Raw genomic sequence first — 20,269 nt, 5'->3', positions numbered from 1 at the left:
CTGGTTCACAGCTGGCGCAGGGCGCCGCCGTCCACCGCCCATTCGGCGCCGGTGACCTGCCCGGCCAGCGGTGAGAGGAGGTAGGCGATGACGCGGGCGACGTCGTCGGGGGTGCCGATGCGGCCGGTGGGCAGGCGGCGCACCTCGCGCACGAAGTGGTCGACGGCTTCCTCGCGGGGGCGCTGGAAGCGGGCGGCGAGCTGGTCGGCGAAGCCGCCGGGGGCGTCGAACAGGGCAGTGCGGGTGGGGCCGGGCGAGACGACGTTGGAGCGCACCCCGCGGGGGCCGAACTCCGCGGCCAGGGTCTTGGAGAGGGACAGCAGCGCGGTCTTGGCGGCGGCGTAGTCGACGACGGGGGCGTCGGGGAAGCGGGCGGCCTCGCTGGCGACGTGGACGATGCTGCCCGCCCCGCGCTCCAGCAGGGCGGGCAGGGCGGCCCGGCTCATGCGCACCGCGGAGTGGAAGTTCAGCGCGAAGCTGTGCAGCCACTGCTCGTCGCTCACGTCCAGGAAGCCGGTGCGCGAGGTGAGGCCGCCGACGTTGTTCACCAGGCCGTCCAGGTGCCGGTGGCGCTCCAGGACGGTGTGCAGGAGGCGGGCGGGGGCGTCGGGGTCGGTGAGGTCGGCGGCCAGGCAGTCGATGGCCGGGCCCTGGGCGGTGAGCGTGTGGGGGGTGCGGGCGACGGTGACGACCTGCGCGCCCTCGGCGGCCAGCAGCCGGGCGGTGGCCTCGCCGATCCCGGCGGAGGCTCCGGTGACCAGGAAGACCTTGTCCTTCAGGTGCAGTTCCACGACAGAGGTGTCCGCTTCCTTGAATCAGGCAGGGGGTGTTCCACCGCGCCCGTCCCCTTCGGCGGACCGGGGGGCGGGCGCGGTGCGGAGACCTCAGGCTAGGGGCGGGGCGGGGCGGGCGGGGGCCCGCAGGGGGTGAGTGCGCTCGATCGGGTGTGGGTGGATCACCTGTCGGTAGCTCAGGTGTCCGCCTGCCGGGGCAGTGCCCGCTCCACCAGCACGGCGGCGGCGCCGGTGTAGTGGGCGGGGTCCAGCAGCGGGGTGATCAGGGCGCGGTGGGCGGCCAGTTCGGGCCGGGCGGCCAGGACCTCGGCCAGGGGGCGCCCGGTGCGGGCGGCCTCCTCGGAGGCCTGCGAGAGCAGCGAGGTGGCGCGGGCGCGGCCCAGCGGCGCGCTCAGGGCGGCGGCGAGGCGTTCGGCCAGCATGCGGCCCTGGGTGAGGCCGGTGTTGTGGCGCATCCGCTCGGGGTCGGTGCGCAGGCCCTCGGCGAGGGCCGCCGCGGTGTGGGCGGCGCCGCCGACCAGGCGCAGCGCCTCGCGCAGCGGCTGCCATTCGGCGTGCCAGGCTCCGGCGGAGCGCTCGTCTTCTGCGAGCAGGCAGTGAAAGAGGGTGGCGGCCAGGGCGGGCACCTGCAGGGCGGTGCTGCGGATCAGGGTGGACAGCACGGGGTTGCGTTTGTGGGGCATCGCCGAGGAGCTGCCGCGGCCGGGCCGGGTGGGTTCGGTGACCTCGCCGATCTCGGTGCGGGTGAGGGTCTGGACGTCGATGGCGAACTTGCCGAGGGCGCCCGCGGTGAAGGCCAGGACGGCGGCGGTGTCCGCGATGGGGGTGCGCAGGCTGTGCCAGGGCAGGTCGGGGGTGGCAAGGCCGGTCTCGGTGGCGAAGGCCAGGGTGAGGTCTTGGGTGTAGGAGGCGGCGTCGGCGGTGGCGGTGGCGTGTTCGAGGTAGCCGGCCAGGGTGCCCGCGGCGCCGCCCAGGGAGACGGGCAGGCCGCCGTCCAGGAGGCGGTCCACGCGGGTGAGGGCGTCCCTGACGAGCTGGCGCCAGCTGGCGGCCTTCAGGCCGAAGGTGGTGGGCAGGGCGTGCAGGGCCAGGGTGCGGGCGGTGGCCAGGGTGTCGCGGTGGGTGCGGGCCAGGCGGGCCAGGGCCTGGGCGGTGCGGTGCAGGTCGGCGCGGATCAGGCGCAGCGCGTGCGCGGTGACCAGCATGGTGGCGGTGTCGAGGATGTCCTGGCTGGTGGAGCCGCGGTGGACGTGTTCGGCGGCGGCGGGGTCAAGGGCTGCGACCTCGCGGGTGAACTCCTTGACCAGCGGCACGACCGGGTTGGCGCTCTCGCGTGCGGCCAGGGCCAGCAGGCGCGGCTGAATGCGGCTGGTGGCCGCGGCGCGGGTGATGGCGGCCGCCGCGGGGGCGGGGAGGGTGCCCAGGCTCGCCTGGGCGCGGGCCAGAGCGGCTTCGGCGGCCAGCATCGCGTGCAGCCAGGCCTGGTCGGTGACAGCCTCCTCGGCCGGGACGCCCGCGCGGACGGGGGCCAGCAGGCCGGTGTCCTCGGCGGGCGGGGGCGCGGCGGCGGGCGGGCTGGGGGCGGGGGCCGGGGGCGCTGCGGCGGGGGCGGGCCCGCTGGGTTCGGGCATGGGAGCACCTCGCTGGGCGGGACGGGCGTACGGCGGCGGGACGGGGGCGGGGCGGGCCATGGGGCGCCCCGCCCCCGGGTGGCGGGGGCGGGCGCCCGCAGGTCCTGCCGTCCCCGGGGGGGGCGGGGGTAGGGTCAGGGGGTGAGGGCCTGGGGGAAGCGGAAGAAGCCGTGCGGGTCGTAGCGGCGCTTGACCTGGGTCAGGCGCGGCAGGTTGGTGCCGTAGTAGGCCTGGGCGAAGTCGGCGAGCTTGGGGTCGGGGTAGTTGACGTAGGCGCGGCCGTTGGAGTGCGGGTCGATGGCGGCGAAGCAGCCGTCGACCCAGTCCTGGGCGGCCTTCTCCTGGGCGGCGGTGGGCTGCGGGGTGCTCAGGTCAATGCCGCACACGGAAGTGAACTCCGCGTCGCGGTGGACGTAGGCGGTGGCGTCGGAGGCGACGTTGTTGGCGTTGCCGCCCAGGGCCATCAGGCTGATGACGCGGGTCTGTCCGGCGCTGCGGGCCGCTTCGAAGGCGCTCAGCAGGTCGTTCAGGCCGCCGGCGGGCAGGGGGCGGGCGAACATGCGGCCGCGGTTCTTGGTGTAGGCGGTGCGCGGCAGGCTCGCGCCGGGGGCGGTGCCGCTGGTGTGGCACTGGGCGGTGGTGAGGGTGGCGCAGCCGAAGCGCTGCATCATCGCCTTGTCGTAGGGCAGTTCCTGGCTGACGCGGGAGGCGGGTGCGCTGCCGACCAGGGAGACCAGCTGGTCCAGGGAGGCCTTCAGGGGGCCAGCGGTGCCCAGGTAGGCGCCGGTGACCATGGCGGTGGGCACGGCGCCGGGGCGGGCGTCGGGCAGCAGCAGGACGGCGTCGGGGGCCACCTCGGGGGCGGCGTTGCGGGCCCACTGCTGGTAGCCCACCAGCATGTCCTGGGCCTTGGCCCAGTCCCAGGTGAGGGTGAAGGTGGTGGCCACGGGCACCTGGGTGGGGGCGAGTTCGAAGTCGGTGATGACGCCGAAGTTGCCGCCGCCTCCGCCGCGCAGCGCCCACAGCAGGTCGGGGTTCTGCTTGGCGGAGGTGGTGACGATACGGCCGTCGGCCAGGACGACCTGGGCGCCGACCAGGCGGTCGCTGGCGGGCCCGTACTTGCGGTGCTGCCAGCCGTGGCCGCCGCCGCTGACGAAGCCGCCGGGGCACACCGTGGGGCAGAAGCCGCCGGGCACGGCCAGGCCGTGGGTGGCCAGCTGGGCGACGACGTCGACCATCTGGGTGGCGGGCCCGACGTGGACGGTGGAGCCGCTGGTGCGCACCGAGTTGAGGCGGGTGAGGTTGATGACCAGGCCCTGGGTGGTGGACCAGCCGGTGAAGCTGTGGCCGCCGCTGCGGATCGCGGTGTGGATGTCGTTGTCCTGGGCGAAGCGGATGCAGGTGGCCACGTCGGTGGCGTTCTCGCAGTAGGCGACGGCCTGCGGGCGCAGGTGGTCGAACTGGGCGGAGGCCAGCTGGCGGGCGCGGTCGTAGCGGCTGTCGCTGGGCAGGATGAGGTCGCCCTGCAGGGCCGCGCACAGCTGTCCCCAGTTGGTGCGGGGTCCGCGCGGCGGCCGGGGCCGTGCCTGGGCCAGGGGTGAGCCGACCAGGAGTGTGCTGGAGGAGGCGAGGGCGATACCCGCGCCGGCGCCCAGGAGGGCCCTTCTGGTGGGCATGGTGTTCCCTTTCGTGACGGTGTGCGGGGTGCGGAGGTGGCAGGCTTGTGCGGACGTTGCGTACGCCGGTGGGCGGGTCAGGCGGTGTGGGGGGCGAGGTAGCGCATCTGGTCGGCCGGGTAGCGGTCGCCGCGGGCCGCGTCGGGAGGGATGGCCTCCTCGATGCGGGTGAGCTCCTCGGGGCTGAGGGGGGCATCCAGGGCGCCGAGGGCCTCGGCCAGGCGTTCGCGGGTGCGGGCGCCGACCAGGGGCACGATGTCGGGGCCCTTGGCCAGGGCCCAGGCGATGGCGGTCTGGGCGACGGTGGCGCCGCGCTCCTTGGCCAGGGCGCGCACGGTGTCGACGAGGTCGAGGTTGTACTCGGCGTTGGCGCCGGTGTAGCGGGGGGTGTGGCCGCGCACGTCGTCGGGGGTGAAGGCGCGGCCCCGGGGCCAGTTGTCGCTGATCAGGCCGCGGGCCAGGACGCCGTAGGCGGTGGTGGCGATGCCCAGTTCGCGGCAGAGGGGCAGGATGTGGGCCTCGATGCCGCGGCCGAGCAGGGAGTACTCGATCTGCAGGTCGGTGATGGGGGCGACGGCCGCGGCCCGGCGGATGCTGGCGCAGCCGGCTTCGGACAGGCCGATGTGGCGTACGTATCCGGCGCTGACGGCGTCGCTGATGGCGCCGACGGTCTCCTCGATGGGGACCTGGGGGTCGCAGCGGGCGATGCGGTAGATGTCGATGTGGTCGGTGCCCAGGCGCTGCAGGGAGTAGGCCAGGAAGGTGTGGACGGCCTCGGGGCGGCCGTCGTAGCCCAGGAAGGTGCCATCAGGGCGGCGCAGGGCGCCGAACTTCACGCTCAGCTGGACCTCGTCGCGGCGGTGGTGGCGCAGGGCGTCGCGGATGAGCAGTTCGTTGTGGCCCATGCCGTAGAAGTCGCCGGTGTCCAGCAGGGTGATGCCCGCGTCCAGGGCGGCGTGGAGGGTGGCCAGGGACTCGTCGCGGTCGGCGGGGCCGTAGAGGGCGGACATGCCCATGCAGCCCAGGCCCAGGGCGGACACCTGGGGGCCGGTGGTGCCAAGAGCGCGGTGGAGCACGGCGGTTCTCCTTGGGCGGGTCGGATGCGGCACAGCGTGGTGTGCGCGCGGGTGGGGGGCAACACGCGGGGGGTTACTGTGGCAAGTTGCTCAACTCGGCTGTGGGGGCCGGGTGGTGAGGGGGCGTCAGTAGTGGACGGTGTGCAGGGGCGGGCCGAAGGGGGCGTGGTCCAGCCAGCGCCCGGCGCGGGTGAGGCGGGGGGCGAGCAGGGCGGCGGCGTGCTGGGTGGTGCGCCGCAGGGGCCGGGCGGCCTGGAGGTGGGCCAGGGCGCTCGCGGCGGCGCGGACGTTGGCCTGGGCCGCGGCGCGCCGGGCGCGGGCGCAGCTCGCCAGGGCCTGGGGGGTGGCCTGGGCGATGGCCCGGGCGGCGGCGACGGCGTCGGCGATGCCGGAGTTCATGCCGCGCGCGCCGAAGGGGGGCAGCAGGTGGGCCGCCTCTCCGGCCAGGAGCACGCGGTGGTGGGGGTCGGTGAAGGAGGCGGCGACCTTCTGGTGGAAGCGGTAGGCGGAGGACCAGGTCAGGTCGGCGGGGCGGGCGCCGGGGAGCAGGTCGGGCAGCCAGCGGGCGGCGGTGGCGGCCCACGTGGCGGCTTCCTGGCCGTCGCGGCACTGGACGTCGACGCGCCAGCCGCCGGCGAAGGGCACGAGCAGCACGTTGCGCCCGCCGGCGGCGGGGTGGCGGTAGTGGAAGACGCGGGCGGGGGTGAGGCCACCGGCTTCGCCGGTCAGGTCGGCCACGGCGAAGCCGGTGGGAGCTGTCGTGCCCCTCAGGGGGATGCCCAGGCGGGTGCGCAGGGTGGAGCGGGCGCCGTCGGCGGCGATGACGTAGCCGGTGCGGTGGCAGTAGCCGGTGGCGGTGATGAGTTCGGCGGCGCGCGCGGTGGTGCGGATGTCGGTGACGGGCTGGTCCCAGCAGATCTCGGCGCCCGCCCGGTGGCAGGCGGTGCGCAGCAGGTCCTCGACGACCGTCTGGGGCAGGCTGGTGAAGGGGATGCGGTCGGCGGGGCCGTGGTAGGTGCGCGTGTAGACCGGGCGGCCGCGCCACAGGGTGCGCCGGGTGCGCCAGATGAGGCCCTCCTGGGCGATGGTGCGGCCCAGGCCGGGGTCGATCGCATCGAGCAGGTCCAGGGTGGCGCGGTGCACGAAGATGGCGCGGCTGCCGGGGCGCGGGCGGTGTTCGGGGTGGGCTTCCAGGACGGTGACGGGCAGGCGGTGGTGGCGGGCGGCCAGGGCCGCGGCCAGGCCCACCGGGCCGGCGCCGACGACGGTGACCTCGCTCATGGCACCGCCGCGGCGGGCTCAAGGTGCACGGCGGGGCGCAGGCGGGCCGGGGCGATGGCGGGGTGGAACAACTCCTCCACGTAGAAGGGCTGTTCGTCATCGACGTGCACGACGTAGCCGCGCCAGGCGGCGGTGGTGGCCAGGGGCCGCCACGGGGAGCAGCCCACGCGCAGCAGGCGGCGGCACTGGGGCAGGCGGTGCTCGGCCAGGGCCCGGCCCAGCGGGACGGTGGTGCTGGTGAGGATGGTGCACAGGTCGGCGCGGCGGGGGACGGGGCCCATGACGAGGTTGCGGGAGACGGCCGCGCGGGAGGCGTGGCGCAGTTCGGTGCGGCGCACCAGCCAGGGTTCGTCGGCGCGCAGGCCGAGCAGGGGCAGCAGGTGGGCGGCTTCCATGCCGGTGCGCCGCACCCGCTGGGCCACCAGGCGCAGGGCCAGCGGCGCGCCCAGGTGGTGTTCGAGCAGCGCGGTGGTGGAGCCGCGGTGGGTGAGCAGGCGCCGGGTGAAGGGGTCGGCGAACTGCTGGGCGCGCAGCAGGGCGGGCTGTTCGGCGGGGTGGCAGGGGGTGCGGCGGGTCATCTGCGGCCCTTTTCAGCGCGGGTGCCGCCCGGCGCGGCCAAGGCCGGGGCCGGGAGCGCCGGCGGCACGGTGGAGGTGCGCGGCGTGGGGTGTCAGGCCTTGGGGGTGTAGTTGCCGGGCACCATGCGGGTGGAGATGGCGATGCGGTTGTAGGCGTTGATCACCGCGGCGGCCCAGATGAGCTGGGCGACTTCGGCCTCGCTGAACTCCTTGAGGGCCGCCTGGTAGACGTCGTCGGGCACGTGGTCGGTGTGGATGACGGTCACGGCCTCGGTCAGGGCCAGGGCGGCGCGTTCGCGGGCGGTGAAGAAGGGCGTCTCCTCCCAGGCGCTGAGGGCGTACAGGCGCTGTTCGCGCTCGCCTGCGGCGCGGGCGTCCAGGGTGTGCATGTCGATGCAGAAGGCGCAGCCGTTGATCTGCGAGGCGCGGATCTTGACGAGTTCGAGCAGGGAGTGCTCAAGTCCCGCTTCCTGGGCGGCCTTCTCCGCGGTGGCGTGCAGGCGTCCCATGGCGGAGTAGACCTGGGGGGCCAGCTCGGACAGCTTCAGGCGGGGGAAGGACTCGGCAGTGGTCATGCCCTGCACGGTAGGAAGGGTTCCGGTGGTGGGGGAAGCGCGACTTCCCACTGTCGCACCCATTGGCCGGGGGCGGCCCGTGACCCGGGCAGGCCCGGTGCCCCGGAGGTCGGTGCCCTGGGGAGGCCCGGTGGCCCGGGAGCCCGTGCCCCGGGAGCCCGTGCCCCGGAGGCAGCCCGTGACCCGGGCAGGCCGGTGACCCGGAGGTCGGTGTTCCCGGGGACCCGTGACCCAAGGCGGCCCGTGAACCGGAGGCCGGTGCCCCGGAGGCCCGTGCTGGGGGCCGTGGCTGGAGGGTCCTGGCTGGGACTGTGACGGTTCGTCATGCGGGGGCGACCGGGGCGTTGTCCGGGGCCGCGCTGGTGCCGGGCTGCTGCCGGGGCGACGCGCGGGGGGGGCGGGGGGCGCCTTGCCGCCGCTGGGCCGTGGACGCGCTTGCGCCGGGCGCCTCATCCGTCACCGGCCGCCCTCGCCCGCCCCCCCTCGGGCCGCCGCCCCGCCCGCCCCCTCGGGCCGCCGCCCCGGCTGCCGCCGGGCTGGGCCTCGGGCCGCCGCCCGGCCGTGGCGGGCCCGTCGCCACCGGGCCGCCGCCCTTGCCGTCGCTGGGCTTCGGTCCGGCCCACGGCCGTTACCCCGCCCCGCTGTTGACGGGCGGTCACGGCGGCGTCGCCGGGCCGCCCCGCCGCCCTCTGCGGGCCTGCGCATCCGGTCCGCAGCAGCACTGTTGACGCTCCGTCAGGTCGGCTTGGCGGGGCTCCCCCCTCGCCGCTGCCCGGGCGCAGCCCCTCGCCCAGCCACCCCAAGAAGCTTTTCTGAAAGAAGCTGGACCCGTGAAATCCACCCGCCCTTCGCCGGTCCCGCGTAGCTGAATCTCCGTATTCGTAGGGGTTGTTGGTGGTTCGCGGATGCCCAATTCGCAGCGCATCGCGGCTGACTCTTGACATCAAGAAAGCTTTTCTGAAAGCTATCTATGGGTGCTCCCCCCGCCCGGTACCTCCCTGCCCGCGATGCCCGCCCAGGCCTGAGCGCGCCACCGGCTCAGGCCTGCCCCGTTTCCCTCTCACCCTGACGAATTGGGCTGACACACCATGACCGAACTGCTCCCGCACGCCCCTCTGGTTCCTCTGGACACCGATGCCGACGCCCATCTGCGCCGGACGCTGCGCTGGCACTTCGATGCCGCGACCGGCTCGCCGTTCTGGCTGCGCCTGGCCCCCACCCTCGGCTTCGACCCGGTGCGTGACATCCGTGCCCTGGCCGACCTGCGCCGCTTCCCCGACGTCAGCGACCAGCTGCGCACCGTGGCCGTGGAGGACCTCATCCCGGCCGGGCACACCGGTGCGCCCTTCGAGGTCTTCGAGTCCGGCGGCACCCTGGGCGCGCCCAAGCGCGTCGTCGACAGCGTCTCGCGCGGCCTGAACGTCGACTGGGTCAGCACCGTCCTGGACGCCCACGGCTTCCCCGCCACCGGCAACTGGCTGCACGTGGGCCCCACCGGGCCGCACGTGGTCGGGCGCACCATCCGCCATCTGGCGCAGCGCCGCGGCGGTGTGGCCTTCACCGTGGACTTCGACCCGCGCTGGGTCAAGCGCCTGCTGGGCTCGGGCCGCACCGACCTGGCCAGCGAGTACCGCTCCTACCTGCTGGACCAGGTCGAACTGATCGTGCAGTCCCAGGACATCAAGGTCTTGTTCATCACCCCGCCGGTCCTGGAGGCGCTGGTGGGCCGCCGTGATCTGTACGAGCGCCTGGCCGCGGGCCTGGAGGGCATCGTGTGGGCGGGCACGAGCATCAGCGCGGAGTCGCTGCGCCAGATCGAGGAGACGTTCTTCCCGCGGGCGCGGATCGCCGCGATCTACGGCAACACCCTGATGGGCATCGCCCCGCAGCGCCCGCGCCAGGACGGCGATGTGTACCCGGCCGTCTTCCGCCCCTTCTTCCCCCAGTCCGTGGTCGAGCTCGTCGATAGTCACGGCGCGCCGGTGGCCTACGGCGAGCGCGGCCAGGTACGCGTGCACCTGCTCAGCCGCGACATGTTCCTGCCCAACGTGCTGGAGCGGGACACCGCGATCCGGGTGCGCCCGGCGCCCGGCGACAGCGTCGACGGGCTCGCCGACATCGCCCCGCTGCCCTCCCAGGGCGGCGCCCGCGTCATCGAGGGGGTCTACTGATGAGCGCCCCCGCCCCCCTTGAGCGGCCCGCCCCCGCCGAGCAGCCCGCCTGCGCCGGGCGGCCCGCCCCGGTGGTGCGGCTCAACCCGGTCATCGCCGGACGGGAGGTCGACAGCCGCGACCGGGCCGAACTGAAGGGCGTGGACGGCCAGGTGGTCGCCGAGATCGGGCTCGCCCCCCGGCTGCTGGCCCAGGCCGCCGTGCACGAGGTCCGCGCCCACGCCGGGCCGGGCGCCCCGGGGCCGGAGCTGTTCGCCGCCGCCGGACAGCTGTTCGCCACCGCCACCCTGGACGGCGAGAGCCCCGGGGAGTACCAGCGGCGGGTGGCGCTGGCCACCGGCTCCCCGCGCGCCACCGTCGAGCGCGCCACCACCGGCATCCGCTCCGCCCTGGCGCGCATCGAGGAGCTCAACGCCGCCGAGCTGCCCGCCCCCTTCGCCGAGGGCGCCTTCGCCCGCCACTGGGTGCCGCGCGGCCAGGTCCTGGCCGTGGTCGTGCCCAACAACCACCCCGAGCCCAACGTCACCTGGGTGCGCGCCCTCTCCCTTGGCTACAGCGTGCTGCTGCGCCCCGGCAGCAAGGACCCCTTCACCCCCCGCCGGCTGACCGCGGCGCTGCTGGCGGCCGGGCTGGACGCGCACCGGCTCGCCTTCCTGCCCGGCGGCCACGACCTGGGCGACCACCTGCTGGACCAGGCCGACCTGGGCATCGTCTACGGCGGCCCGGACGCGGCCGCCCGCTACGGCAACCGGCGCGACATCCTGGTGCGCGGCCCCGGCCGCAGCAAGGCCCTGGTGGACGCCGACAGCGCCGCCGCCCTGGGCGAGAGCCTCGCCTCGTGGATCGCCGACGACGGCGGGGTGCGCTGCAACAACATCTCCGCCGTCCTGACCAGCGGTGACGTCGGCGCCCTCGCGGAGGCCCTGGCAGAGCGCCTGGCCGCGCTGCCCCCGCTGCCCGTCACCGCGGCACACGCCCTGCTGCCCGCCACCACCCAGGCCAACGCCGAGGCCCTTGGCCCCTATCTGGCTGAGCTCGCCGCCCAGGGCACCGACCACTCCAGCGCCCGCTACCCGGGAGGGCCGCTGACCGCCCTGGAGGACACCAGCGTCGTGATGCGCCCGCTGGTGATCTCCGTGGACGACCCGCACCACCCCCTGGTCGGCACCGAACTGCCCTTCCCCTTCGTCGTCGTCGCCCCCTGGGACGACGCACACGGCACCGCCCCCCTGCGCAACTCCCTGGTGGTCAGCCTGAGCGGCCGCCACACGCACCTGGCCGAGCAGCTCCTGCACGAGCCGAGCGTCCGCAAGGTCACCACCGGGGACGTCCGGCCCTGGCTCTCGCGCCCCGAACTGCCCCACGACGGCAGCCTCGCCGGATTCCTCCTGGAACCCAAAGCCCTCATCCGCCCCGCCTGACCCCTGCCCGCCCATCCGCACCGGCCGGTGCGCCCGCCCCCGGGGGGCGCACCGGCCCCGGCCCCCGCCCCGCCTGCCGCGCCCCTGCTCTCCCGTCCACCCCGCCCGTCTGCCGTCCGCGGCGCACCCCGGTGCCCGCCCGCCTTCGAAAGAGACCCCGTCATGCCCCTGACCGCACCCGCTCCCCCGGCCCGCACCGCCACCTTGACCGCGCCGCCCTGGCGCGGCCTGCCCGCCGCCCAGCAGCCGCCGTGGCCGGACCCGGCCGCCGTCGCCGACGTCGCCGGGGAGCTGGCCCGCCTGCCCGCACTGACCGCCGCCGCCGACGTGCGCCAGGTCGGCGCGGCCCTGGCCGACGTCAGCGCGCACCAGGCCTTTTTGCTGCAGGCCGGTGACTGCGCCGAGCCCACCGGCGCGATGGGCGTGGCCGCCCTGCAGGGCAAGCACCGCGTCCTGGGCGAGATGGGCGAGATCATCAGCAACCGCCTGGAGATGCCCACCATGACGGTGGGCCGCATCGCCGGGCAGTACGCCAAGCCGCGCTCCAAGCCCGAGGAGATCGTCGGCGGCCGCGCCCTGCCCGTCTTCCGCGGCCTGAACGTCAACGCCCCCGACGCCGACGCGGCCGCCCGCATCCCCGACCCGCGGCGCCTGCTGGCCGGCTACCACAGCGCCCGCGCCCTGCTCAGCGAGCTGCACATCATCGCCCACCGCGCCGCCTCCGACCTCACCCCGCTGTCGGCCGCCAGCATCACCGCCCGCCGCCCGCGCTCCTGGGACGGCACCCTGCGCGCCGTCCTGGACGACTACGGGCGCACCCACCGCACCGAGGAGGGCTGGCGCCGCACGGGGCTGTGGACCAGCCACGAGGCCCTGCTGCTCGACTACGAGGAGCCCTTCGTGCGCCGGGATCCGCGCACCGGCGAGGACTACCTGCTCTCCACCCACCTGCCCTGGGTGGGCGACCGCACCCGCCAGGTGGACGGCGCCCACATCGCGCTGCTGGCCCACATCGCCAACCCCGTCGCCGTCAAGATCGGCCCCGGCATCAGCCGCGGTGACCTGATCGCCCTGTGCCAGCGGCTCGACCCGCACCGCCGCCCCGGCCGGCTGACCCTCATCGTCCGCCTGGGCGCGGCCGACGTGCGCCGGCTGCTGCCGGAGATGATCCGCACCGTCGCCGAGGCCGGGCACCAGGTGGTGTGGGCGTGCGACCCCATGCACGGCAACACCTTCACCGCCGCCACCGGCCACAAGACCCGGCACATGGACGACATCGTCGCCGAGACCAGCGCGTTCATCGAGATCCTGCACCGCGCCGGCCAGTGGCCCGGCGGCCTGCACCTGGAGGTCGCGGGCGACCGCGTCACCGAGTGCCTGGGCGCCGGCGGCCCGCGCAGCGAGCAGGGCCTGGCCCGCGCCTACCGCACCCTGTGCGACCCGCGCCTGAACGACGACCAGGCCCGCCTGCTGGCCCAGAGGGCCGCCGACCTGATCGCCCGCGGCTGACCCGCCCCCGCCCTCCCCTTTTTCTGCCCGCGCCCGACGGAGCCGTGATGAAGACCCTTCTGATCGACAACTACGACTCGTACACCTACAACCTCTTCCAGCTCATCGCCGAGGTCAACGGCGAGGAGCCCGACGTGGTCACCAACGACGCCCCCGGGGCCGCCGACCTCGACCTCAGCGGCTACGACAACGTCGTGATCTCCCCCGGCCCCGGCCACCCCGGCCGCGCCGAGGACTTCGGCGCCAGCGCCCGCATCATCGAACGCGCCACCATCCCCGTGCTCGGCGTGTGCCTGGGCCACCAGGGCATCGCCGCCGCCGCGGGCGCGGTCATCGCCCGCGCCCCCCAGGCCCGCCACGGCTACCTCAGCCGCATCACCCACACCGCGCGGGAGGTGTTCGCCGACCTGCCGCAGGACTTCACGGCCGTGCGCTACCACTCCCTGGCCATCGCCGAGCCCCTGCCCGCCGCCCTGGAGGCTACCGCCTGGGCCGAGGACGGCGTGATCATGGCCGTGCGGCACCGCGAACGGCCGCTGTGGGGCGTGCAGTTCCACCCCGAGTCGGTCTCCACCCAGTACGGCCACCAGATGCTCGCCAACTTCCGTGAGCTGACCCTGGCCCACCAGGCCGAGCACCCCCAGACCGCGCCGCGGCCCGCGCCGCGGCGCCCGGCCGCCGCGGCCCCCGCCCCGCAGGCCGCCGCGCCCACCCCGGCGCCCTACCAGCTGCACCTGCGCATCCTGGAAAAGGAGATCGACACCGAGACCGCCTTCACCCACCTGTACGGCGCCGCCCAGGCCCCGGTGTTCTGGCTCGACAGCGCGCTGGCCGAGGCCGGGCGGGCCCGGTTCTCCTTCTTCGGCGACGCCGCAGGGCCGCTGGCGGAGACCGTGCGCTACCGCACCGGCCAGGGCCACGTCGAGGTCACCCGCACCGGCCAGGGGGTCGAGCAGGTGCCCGGCACCGTCTTCGACTACCTGCAAGGCGAGCTGCGCCGCCGTCAGACCAGCGCCCCCCACCTGCCCTTCGACTTCACCGGCGGCTACGTCGGCTACTTCGGCTACGAGCTCAAGGGCGACCTGGGCGCCGCCAACAAGCACCGCGCCCCCACCCCCGACGCCGTCTGGCTCTTCGCCGACCGCTTCATCGCCGTCGACCACCACGAGGGCACCACCTATCTGGCCGCCCTCAGCCGCACCGGGCACAGCGCCGGGCCCGGCGGCGCCGAGGACGCCGTGCGCTGGCTGGAGTCGACCGCCGCCGCCCTGCTGGCCCTGCCCCCGCGCGCGGCCACCAGCGCCGAGCCCAGCACCGCCGACGTCGAGCCCTGGCTCGTCCACGACGCCGACGCCTACGCCGCCCGCATCGCCGACATCCACCAGCAGCTGCGCGCCGGGGAGAGCTACGAGGTCTGCCTCACCAACGCCGCCTGGGCCCCCGCCGGCGCCAGCGGCCTGGACTTCTACCGCACCCTGCGCCACGTCAACCCCGCCCCCTACGCCTCCTATCTGCGCCTGGGCGAGGACGTGGAGATCGCCGGCTCCTCCCCCGAGCGCTTCTTGACCATCGACCGCGCCGGCACCATCGAGACCAAACCGATCAAGGGCACCGTGGCGCGCAGCGAAGACCCCGGCGAGGACCGGCGGCTGCGCGACTCGCTGACCGACAGCGCCAAGACCCGCGCCGAGAACCTCATGATCGTCGACTTGCTCCGCAACGACCTCGGCCGGGTCAGCAAGGTCGGATCCGTGCACGTGCCCCGCCTGATGGCCACCGAGAGCTACCGCACCGTCCACCAGCTCGTCTCCACCATCCGCGGCACCCTGCGCGAGGACGCCGACGCCATCGACGCGGTGCGCGCCTGCTTCCCCGGGGGCTCCATGACCGGCGCCCCCAAGCGCCGCACCATGGAGATCATCGAGTCCCTGGAGACCGAGGCCCGCGGCGTCTACTCCGGCTCCATCGGCTGGCTGTCCACCAACGGCACCGCCGATTTGAACATCGTCATCCGTACCGCCGTGCGCATCGGCGACCAGTGGCGCATCGGCGCCGGCGGCGCCATCGTCCTGGACTCCGACGCCGAGGACGAGTACCAGGAGATGCTCCTGAAGGCCGCCGCCCCGCTGCGCGCCCTGCACCCCGCCCCCGCCACCGCCGCCGTTCAGGAGGCCCGGGCAGCGGAGGTGCCCGCCACGGTCTGAGCCCGCCCCTTGCCCCCTCCTCGGGGGCCACGGCCCGAGCCGCGCGCCCTGGCCCCCACCCCTTCCCTCTGCCCAGAACAGGACCCCTCCCGCCATGAACATGGCCGCAGACCTCGCCCGCCGGGCCGCCCGCAACCGATGGCTGGACCGGCCCGCCTACCACGAGAACGACCTCACCCTCACCCACGGCCGCCTCCACCAGCTCGCCGCCCGGGCCGCCACCGTGCTCGCCGACGCCGGCGCCCGCCCCGGCAGCCGCGTCCTGATCGCCCTGCCCGACACCATCGCCTGGGTCACCGCGTTCCTGGCCACCGCCCGCCTGGGCGCCGTCGCCGTCCTGGCCAACCCCCACCTGGCCGCCGGCGAGCACGCCCACATCGTGCGCGACGCCCGCCCCCGCCTGGCCCTCACCGAGGCCGCCCTGGCCCCCCGCTTCACCGCCCTGGCCCACCTCACCGGCGACGAACTCCTTGAGCGCGCCGCCCGCCAGGCACCCGCGCCGCCCGCCGAGAGCGACCCCGAGGACACCCTCTACATCCAGTACACCTCCGGCACCACCGGCGCCCCCAAAGGCGTCATCCACCGCCACCGCGACCCCGCCCACTACTACACCGGCACCGGCGCCCAGCTCCTGGACATCGGCGAGAGCGACGTCAACCTGTCGGTGTCCAAACTGTTCTTCGCCTACGGCCTGGGCAACTCCCTGGCCTTCCCCCTGTACTCCGGCGGCTCCGCCGTCCTGCTGCCCGGCCCGCCCCGCCCCGCCGCCATCGCCCGCCTAACCGCCCGCCACCGCGTCACCCACCTGCACGCGGTCCCCTCCGCCTACGCCGCCCTGAGCGCCCACAGCGACCCGGCCGCCTTCCGCACCCTGCGCGCCGCCGTCTCCGCGGGCGAACGCCTCAGCCCCCACCTGGCCGCCCGCGTCACCGCCCACCTGAACGCCCCCGTCCTGGACCAGCTCGGCTCCACCGAAGCCGGGCACGCCTTCGCCTCCAACAGCCTCACCCGCCCCGTCCCCGGCACCGTCGGCACCCCCGCCCCCGGCTTCGAACTCCAGCTGCGCGACCGCGACCTGCGCCCCGTGCCCGAGGGCACCGAAGGCGAACTGTGGGTGCGCGGACCCACCGTCATGCCCCACTACCTGGGCCGGCCCGAGGAGACCGCCCGCACCCTCATCGACGGCTGGCTGGCCACCCGCGACCGCGCCGTGCGCAACGCGGACGGCACCTACACCCACCGCGGCCGCACCGACGACCTGGAAATGGTCGGCGGCATCACCATCTCCCCCGCCGAAGTCGAAGAAGTCCTGGCCGCCCACCCCGGCGTGCGCGACGTCGCCGTCGCCTCCCTGCCCAACGCCGAAGGCGCCACCAAACTGCGCGCCTTCGTCGTCCCCCGCGGCGAGCACACCACCGGCCTGGAAGCCGAACTGACCGCCCTGGCCCGCGAGCGCCTGGCCCCCTTCAAAGTGCCGCGCAGCGTGCAGTTCGTCGACTCCCTGCCCCGCACCGCCACCGGCAAGCTCCAGCGCTTTGCGATCCGCACCGCCACCCCCGCCCACTGACCCCCGCGCCGGCCGCCCGCGGCCGCCACGAAAGGACCCCTGATGCCCAGGCTCACCCTGCCCGAAAAGGCCTTCTACCTCGGCCTGTTGTGGGAGAAGGCCGCCGCCAAGCACGGCGACGTGCCCGTCACCCTCGACCAGCCCCTGGCCACCTTCCCCCACGCCGGCACCGACCTGACCTACGCCCGCGTCGCCGACCTCGTCGACGACCTCGCCGCCCGGCTGTGGCACGTGGGCATCCGCCCCACCGAACGCGTCGCCATCCACAAGGACGACAACTTCGACATCGCCCTGCTGGCCGCCGCCAGCGCCCGCATCGGCGCCGTGCCCGTGGTGCTGTCCGCCGCCCTGAGCCCCGACGTCGTCACCCAGCTGCTGAACCGCCTGGCCCAGCCGTGGCTCATCAGCGACGCCGCCAAACTCTCCGGCCCCCTGAAGGACACCGACCTCACCGCGCTGGTGCGCGACACCGTCCTGGCCGGCACCACCGCCCACGCCTCCTTGCGCCTGCTCGCCGACATCACCGACGCCCCCCGCCGCGAAGCCGTCCGCCTGCACCGCCGCCAGACCGCCCTGATCACCCACAGCTCCGGCACCACCGGCGTCAACAAGCTCATGGTCCACAACGCCCGCGCCCTCTTCCACCGGCTGCTGCCCCAGCAGCTCATCGCCTGGCCCGTCCGCAAGAAGGAGACCGTCGCCCTGGCCATGAGCTACGTGCACTCCCGCTTCTACCACTCCCTGGGCGTCTTCTTGAACTACGGCAACCCGCTGGTCATCCTCACCGACCCCGACCCCGACACCGTCGGCCCCCTCTTCACCCGCACCCGCCCCGGCCTGGTCGAGACCCACCCCAACAACTTCATCCAGTGGGAAGACCTCGCCGACGCTCCCGGCGCCCCGCTGTCCAGCGTGCGCTACTACAGCAGCACCTTCGACGCCATCCACCCGCGCACCATCCAGCGCCTGCTCGCCGCCTCCCAGCGCCGGCGCCCCCTGCTCGTCCAGCTCTACGGGCAAAGCGAGACCGGCCCCATCTCCGGTGCCTGGTACACCCGCAAGAGCGCCGCCAAGAACGACGGCCGCGACGTCGGCTTCGTCCTGCCCGGCTTCATCCGGCTGCGCGCCGTCGACGACCAGGGCCGGCGCGTCCCGCGCGGCCAGGCCGGCCACCTCGAACTGCGCGGCCGCGGCACGATCATGACCTACCTCGGCGAGGACGAACGCTACGAAAAGCAGCGCCACGACGGCTGGTGGCGCCTGGGCGACATGGGCTCCCTGCACCGCGGCGGCAAACTCCGCCTCATCGACCGCGAGATCGACCAGATCGACACCATCGACAGCAACCTCGAACTCGAGGACGTCCTGATGTCCCGCCTGGACGAACTCCTGGAAGTCATCATCGTGCCCGGCCCCGACCACACCCCCGTGCCCGTGGTCTGCACCCGCCGCGACGCCCCCCTGGACGAAGAGCGCTGGCGCACCGCCACCGCCGGCCTGCCCGCCCTGGCCGCCCCCCTGCACTGGCCCTTCGCCGACGTGCCGCGCACCTCCACCTGGAAGGTCCGCCGCGTGGAGATCACCCGCATGCTCCACGAGGGCCAGAGCCCCGCCGCCCCCGCCCACGCCACCTGAGACCCCGGCCCGTCCACCCCCGCCATCCCCCCTTATTTTCTGGAAGGACCTCCCATGGCACCCCCCTCGCCCCAGGCAGCACCCCACCCCGTCCTGGTGGTCGGCGCGGGCCCGGTCGGACTCGCCGCGGCCCTGGCCCTGCGCCACCACCACATCCCCGTCACCGTCCTCGAAGCCGACCCCGCCGACCGCACACGGCCCGGCAGCCGCGCCCTGTTCGTCCACCGCGACTCCCTGGCCCTGCTCGGCACCATCAGCCCCGGCCTGGACAAAACCCTCATCGACCACGGCGTCATCTGGCCCACCCGCCGCACCGTCTACCGCGACCGCGACGTCTTCACCCGCACCTACCCCGCCCACACCAGCGCCGCGGGCGGCCTGCCGCCCTTCACCAGCCTGCGCCAGGTCGAGACCGAAAAGCACCTGCTGCGCGCCTGCCAGGACGCCGGCGTCCGCTTCCTGTGGGACGCCCCCGTCACCGGCACCGAACCCGGCCCCGAGAGCGTACGGGTGTTCACCGCCGACGGCACCGTCCACCACGCCCGGTTCGTCATCGCCGCCGACGGCGCCCGCTCCGCCGTGCGCCACGCCCTGGGCATCCCCATGAGCGGCACCCGCTCCAAGGCCTTCCACGTCGTCGTCGACGTCGCCGAGGACCCCACCGACCCCCTGCCCCTGGAGCGGGTGTTCACCTACGAACACCCCGCCCTGGGCGGGCGCAGCGTGATGCGGGTGCCCTTCGCCGGCGGCTTCCAGCTCGACCTGCAGTGCAAGGACGGCGACGACCCCGAGCAGTGGGCCACCGAAGAGGCCGCCCGCGCCTGGGTGGCCCGCGTGGTGCCCCCCGCCTACGCCGAGCGGCTGCTGTGGGTCTCGCGCTACCACTTCCTGCAGGTCGTCGCCGACTCCTTCACCGACCCCACCCACCGGGTGATGCTGGTGGGCGAGGCCTCGCACCTGTTCCCGCCGTTCGGGGCCCGCGGCATGAACAGCGGCATCGCCGACTCCGTGGCCGCCGCCGAGGCCGTCGCCCAGGTCCTGGCCGGCGGCGAGCGCGCCGCCGCCGTCGGCGCGTTCGCCCACGCACGCCGCGAGGCCGCCCTGTTCAACTCCCGCGCGGCCGGCACCGCCCTGGCCCACCTGCGCCCGCGCCACCGCAGGACCCGGCTGCTGCAGCAGTTCTCCGCCCGCATGGCCCCGCTGGTGCCCGCCTGGGGCGAGTGGCTGGAGCGCGCCCCCTACGGGCCGCGCACCGCCCCGGCCACCGCCGTGCACGGAAGGTACTGAAGCGCCGTGCCCCACCAGACCCCGGCCTGGTTCGCCTGGCGGCCCGGCTCCCACCTGGCCCCCGCCGAGGCGCCCCGCGCCCCGCTGCTGGCCGCCGACTCCTGGCTCGTCGAAGAGGGCCGGGCACGGTTCCTGGCCGGGCACCGGGCCCGCTTCCAGGCGGCCTGCCGGGCCGCGGGCGCCGACCCCAGCCTGGACGTGACCGGCTTCCTCGACCAGGTGGCGGGCCGGCTGCCGCGCACCGGCGCCTGGTTCCCGCGCATCGAACTGCTCGGCACCGGCCGGCCGGTGCTCGGCCTGCGCCTGCGGCCCGCCCCCGCCCGCACCACCCAGGTGCGCCTGACGCCCTGGTACGGGCCCGACCCGCGCACCTGCCCGCGCCGCAAGGGCCCCGACCTTCAGGCCCTGGCCGCCCTGCGCGCCCACGCCCGCGCCCGCGGCGCCGACGACTACCTGCTGACCGCCCCCGGCGGCCTGGCCGGCGAAGCCACCACCGCCACCCTGCTGTGGTGGGACGGCGAGCAGCTGTGCCTGCCCGCCCCCCACCTGCCCGTCCTGCCCGGCATCACCGCCGCCTGGATCACCGCCCGCGCCACCCGCCTGGGCGTGCCCCTGGCCCCGCGCCCGGCCCGCCCGGCCGACCTGAGCGGACACGAGGTGTGGCTGGTCAACGCCCTGCACGGGATCCGGCCCGTGACCGCCTGGCCCCACACCCCCTACCGGGCCGGACCCGCCCCGCGCGCCGCCTCCTGGCAGCAAGCCTGGCAGGACGCCGCCCGCCCCCTGCCCGCCGCACCCGCCCCACAGGCGGCGGCCCGCTCCTGAACCACCCCCGCCCCCTGTGCCGCCCGCTGTTCCGTCCGC

At 75.3% G+C, this 20,269-nt stretch carries 15 protein-coding genes; 8 read left to right on the top strand and 7 right to left on the bottom strand.

What is annotated here, in order from left to right; genetic code table 11:
* Positions 1-5 precede the first annotated feature (5 nt).
* The 7 genes from ACIG3E_RS23035 to ACIG3E_RS23005 form a co-directional block, all read right to left on the bottom strand.
* Positions 6-791, bottom strand: coding sequence for an SDR family NAD(P)-dependent oxidoreductase (locus tag ACIG3E_RS23035; RefSeq protein WP_399619428.1), 786 nt, complete (start codon positions 789-791; stop codon positions 6-8).
* Between the two features lie 179 nt (positions 792-970).
* On the bottom strand, positions 971-2,425 hold the full coding sequence (locus ACIG3E_RS23030) for a lyase family protein (protein WP_399619425.1): 1,455 nt from the start codon (positions 2,423-2,425) through the stop codon (positions 971-973).
* A gap of 134 nt (positions 2,426-2,559) precedes the next feature.
* Complete coding sequence (locus ACIG3E_RS23025) at positions 2,560-4,101, bottom strand: FAD-binding oxidoreductase (RefSeq protein ID WP_399619423.1); 1,542 nt, start codon at positions 4,099-4,101, stop codon at positions 2,560-2,562.
* A gap of 77 nt (positions 4,102-4,178) precedes the next feature.
* Complete coding sequence (locus ACIG3E_RS23020; protein WP_399619421.1) at positions 4,179-5,177, bottom strand: aldo/keto reductase; 999 nt, start codon at positions 5,175-5,177, stop codon at positions 4,179-4,181.
* 126 nt (positions 5,178-5,303) lie between these two features.
* Entirely contained in the window at positions 5,304-6,458 is a 1,155-nt protein-coding gene (locus ACIG3E_RS23015; protein ID WP_399619419.1) for an FAD-dependent monooxygenase, read from the bottom strand.
* The gene (locus ACIG3E_RS23010; protein WP_399619417.1) at positions 6,455-7,036 is read right to left on the bottom strand and encodes a hypothetical protein; all 582 of its coding nucleotides are present in this window, start codon (positions 7,034-7,036) and stop codon (positions 6,455-6,457) included. Before ACIG3E_RS23010 ends, ACIG3E_RS23015 begins: the two co-directional genes overlap by 4 nt.
* A gap of 92 nt (positions 7,037-7,128) precedes the next feature.
* Positions 7,129-7,611 carry a carboxymuconolactone decarboxylase family protein gene (locus ACIG3E_RS23005; RefSeq protein WP_030689292.1) on the bottom strand — a complete coding sequence of 161 codons (483 nt, stop codon included), beginning with the start codon at positions 7,609-7,611 and terminating at the stop codon, positions 7,129-7,131.
* A gap of 1,088 nt (positions 7,612-8,699) precedes the next feature.
* Here ACIG3E_RS23005 and ACIG3E_RS23000 point away from each other — a divergent pair.
* The 8 genes from ACIG3E_RS23000 to ACIG3E_RS22965 all read left to right on the top strand — a co-directional run bounded on the left by ACIG3E_RS23000 (position 8,700) and on the right by ACIG3E_RS22965 (position 20,230).
* The gene (locus ACIG3E_RS23000) at positions 8,700-9,782 is read left to right on the top strand and encodes a phenazine biosynthesis protein (RefSeq protein ID WP_399619415.1); all 1,083 of its coding nucleotides are present in this window, start codon (positions 8,700-8,702) and stop codon (positions 9,780-9,782) included.
* Complete coding sequence (locus tag ACIG3E_RS22995; RefSeq protein WP_399619412.1) at positions 9,782-11,203, top strand: aldehyde dehydrogenase family protein; 1,422 nt, start codon at positions 9,782-9,784, stop codon at positions 11,201-11,203. The genes ACIG3E_RS23000 and ACIG3E_RS22995 overlap by 1 nt, the downstream gene beginning before the upstream one ends.
* 162 nt (positions 11,204-11,365) lie before the next feature.
* Positions 11,366-12,712, top strand: a complete 1,347-nt coding sequence (locus ACIG3E_RS22990; RefSeq protein ID WP_399619410.1) for a 3-deoxy-7-phosphoheptulonate synthase — start codon at positions 11,366-11,368, stop codon at positions 12,710-12,712.
* Between the two features lie 47 nt (positions 12,713-12,759).
* The gene (pabB, locus tag ACIG3E_RS22985; RefSeq protein WP_399619407.1) at positions 12,760-14,916 is read left to right on the top strand and encodes an aminodeoxychorismate synthase component I; all 2,157 of its coding nucleotides are present in this window, start codon (positions 12,760-12,762) and stop codon (positions 14,914-14,916) included.
* Between the two features lie 94 nt (positions 14,917-15,010).
* The gene (locus tag ACIG3E_RS22980; protein WP_399619405.1) at positions 15,011-16,483 is read left to right on the top strand and encodes an AMP-binding protein; all 1,473 of its coding nucleotides are present in this window, start codon (positions 15,011-15,013) and stop codon (positions 16,481-16,483) included.
* 42 nt (positions 16,484-16,525) lie between these two features.
* The gene (locus tag ACIG3E_RS22975; RefSeq protein WP_399619402.1) at positions 16,526-18,118 is read left to right on the top strand and encodes a class I adenylate-forming enzyme family protein; all 1,593 of its coding nucleotides are present in this window, start codon (positions 16,526-16,528) and stop codon (positions 18,116-18,118) included.
* 54 nt (positions 18,119-18,172) lie between these two features.
* Positions 18,173-19,405: an FAD-dependent oxidoreductase gene (locus tag ACIG3E_RS22970; protein ID WP_399619399.1), complete on the top strand. Its 1,233-nt coding sequence runs from the start codon at positions 18,173-18,175 to the stop codon at positions 19,403-19,405.
* A gap of 6 nt (positions 19,406-19,411) precedes the next feature.
* Positions 19,412-20,230 carry an aminotransferase class IV gene (locus ACIG3E_RS22965; RefSeq protein WP_399619397.1) on the top strand — a complete coding sequence of 273 codons (819 nt, stop codon included), beginning with the start codon at positions 19,412-19,414 and terminating at the stop codon, positions 20,228-20,230.
* Positions 20,231-20,269 lie beyond the last annotated feature (39 nt).

This window comes from Streptomyces sp. NPDC053474, from assembly GCF_044544845.1.
Lineage (GTDB): Bacteria > Actinomycetota > Actinomycetes > Streptomycetales > Streptomycetaceae > Streptomyces.
This window is presented reverse-complemented; position numbering and strand designations above follow the sequence as displayed.

Bases quoted from the DNA above. Each gene is read 5' to 3' on its own strand.
- ACIG3E_RS23030 (WP_399619425.1), bottom strand. From the start codon at position 2,425: ATGCCCGAACCCAGCGGGCCCGCCCCCGCCGCAGCGCCCCCGGCCCCC.
- ACIG3E_RS23025 (WP_399619423.1), bottom strand. From the start codon at position 4,101: ATGCCCACCAGAAGGGCCCTCCTGGGCGCCGGCGCGGGTATCGCCCTC.
- ACIG3E_RS23015 (WP_399619419.1), bottom strand. From the start codon at position 6,458: ATGAGCGAGGTCACCGTCGTCGGCGCCGGCCCGGTGGGCCTGGCCGCG.
- ACIG3E_RS23010 (WP_399619417.1), bottom strand. From the start codon at position 7,036: ATGACCCGCCGCACCCCCTGCCACCCCGCCGAACAGCCCGCCCTGCTG.
- ACIG3E_RS23005 (WP_030689292.1), bottom strand. From the start codon at position 7,611: ATGACCACTGCCGAGTCCTTCCCCCGCCTGAAGCTGTCCGAGCTGGCC.
- ACIG3E_RS23000 (WP_399619415.1), top strand. From the start codon at position 8,700: ATGACCGAACTGCTCCCGCACGCCCCTCTGGTTCCTCTGGACACCGAT.
- ACIG3E_RS22995 (WP_399619412.1), top strand. From the start codon at position 9,782: ATGAGCGCCCCCGCCCCCCTTGAGCGGCCCGCCCCCGCCGAGCAGCCC.
- ACIG3E_RS22990 (WP_399619410.1), top strand. From the start codon at position 11,366: ATGCCCCTGACCGCACCCGCTCCCCCGGCCCGCACCGCCACCTTGACC.
- pabB (WP_399619407.1), top strand. From the start codon at position 12,760: ATGAAGACCCTTCTGATCGACAACTACGACTCGTACACCTACAACCTC.
- ACIG3E_RS22980 (WP_399619405.1), top strand. From the start codon at position 15,011: ATGAACATGGCCGCAGACCTCGCCCGCCGGGCCGCCCGCAACCGATGG.
- ACIG3E_RS22975 (WP_399619402.1), top strand. From the start codon at position 16,526: ATGCCCAGGCTCACCCTGCCCGAAAAGGCCTTCTACCTCGGCCTGTTG.
- ACIG3E_RS22970 (WP_399619399.1), top strand. From the start codon at position 18,173: ATGGCACCCCCCTCGCCCCAGGCAGCACCCCACCCCGTCCTGGTGGTC.